The organism is Vibrio sp. 10N.261.45.E2 (genome assembly GCF_002875705.1).
Taxonomy (GTDB): Bacteria; Pseudomonadota; Gammaproteobacteria; order Enterobacterales; family Vibrionaceae; genus Vibrio.
In genome coordinates this window covers 1-1,515 of sequence record NZ_MCZZ01000160.1, presented here as the reverse complement: position 1 = coordinate 1,515, position 1,515 = coordinate 1, and the positions used below count along the sequence as shown (strand labels likewise).

The window sequence follows — 1,515 nt, the reverse complement described above, 5'->3', positions numbered from 1 at the left end:
ATCAATCTGTGTGGACACTTATCGTGAATATCTTCGTATAAGGAGGTGATCCAGCCCCAGGTTCCCCTAGGGCTACCTTGTTACGACTTCACCCCAGTCATGAACCACAAAGTGGTGAGCGTCCTCCCCGAAAGGTTAAACTACCCACTTCTTTTGCAGCCCACTCCCATGGTGTGACGGGCGGTGTGTACAAGGCCCGGGAACGTATTCACCGTAGCATTCTGATCTACGATTACTAGCGATTCCGACTTCATGGAGTCGAGTTGCAGACTCCAATCCGGACTACGACGCACTTTTTGGGATTCGCTCACTATCGCTAGCTTGCTGCCCTCTGTATGCGCCATTGTAGCACGTGTGTAGCCCTACTCGTAAGGGCCATGATGACTTGACGTCGTCCCCACCTTCCTCCGGTTTATCACCGGCAGTCTCCCTGGAGTTCCCGACATTACTCGCTGGCAAACAAGGATAAGGGTTGCGCTCGTTGCGGGACTTAACCCAACATTTCACAACACGAGCTGACGACAGCCATGCAGCACCTGTCTCAGAGCTCCCGAAGGCACACCTGCGTCTCCGCTGGCTTCTCTGGATGTCAAGAGTAGGTAAGGTTCTTCGCGTTGCATCGAATTAAACCACATGCTCCACCGCTTGTGCGGGCCCCCGTCAATTCATTTGAGTTTTAATCTTGCGACCGTACTCCCCAGGCGGTCTACTTAACGCGTTAGCTCCGAAAGCCACGGCTCAAGGCCACAACCTCCAAGTAGACATCGTTTACGGCGTGGACTACCAGGGTATCTAATCCTGTTTGCTCCCCACGCTTTCGCATCTGAGTGTCAGTATCTGTCCAGGGGGCCGCCTTCGCCACTGGTATTCCTTCAGATCTCTACGCATTTCACCGCTACACCTGAAATTCTACCCCCCTCTACAGTACTCTAGTTCACCAGTTTCAAATGCAGTTCCGAGGTTGAGCCCCGGGCTTTCACATCTGACTTAATGAACCACCTGCATGCGCTTTACGCCCAGTAATTCCGATTAACGCTCGCACCCTCCGTATTACCGCGGCTGCTGGCACGGAGTTAGCCGGTGCTTCTTCTGTTGCTAACGTCAAGAGATAGCGCTATTAACACTACCCCCTTCCTCACAACTGAAAGTACTTTACAACCCGAAGGCCTTCTTCATACACGCGGCATGGCTGCATCAGGCTTTCGCCCATTGTGCAATATTCCCCACTGCTGCCTCCCGTAGGAGTCTGGACCGTGTCTCAGTTCCAGTGTGGCTGATCATCCTCTCAGACCAGCTAGGGATCGTCGCCTTGGTGAGCCATTACCTCACCAACTAGCTAATCCCACCTAGGCATATCTTGACGCGAGAGGCCCGAAGGTCCCCCTCTTTGGCCCGTAGGCATTATGCGGTATTAGCCATCGTTTCCAATGGTTATCCCCCACATCAAGGCAATTTCCTAGGCATTACTCACCCGTCCGCCGCTCGACGCCCATTAACGCACCCGAAGGATTGTTA

The 1,515-nt window shown here is 53.3% G+C and carries 1 rRNA gene; it reads right to left on the bottom strand.

The annotated features are described in order from the left end of the window. Positions 1 to 38 precede the first annotated feature (38 nt). Positions 39 to 1,515, bottom strand: a 16S ribosomal RNA gene (locus tag BCT34_RS22010); the annotation flags it as partial.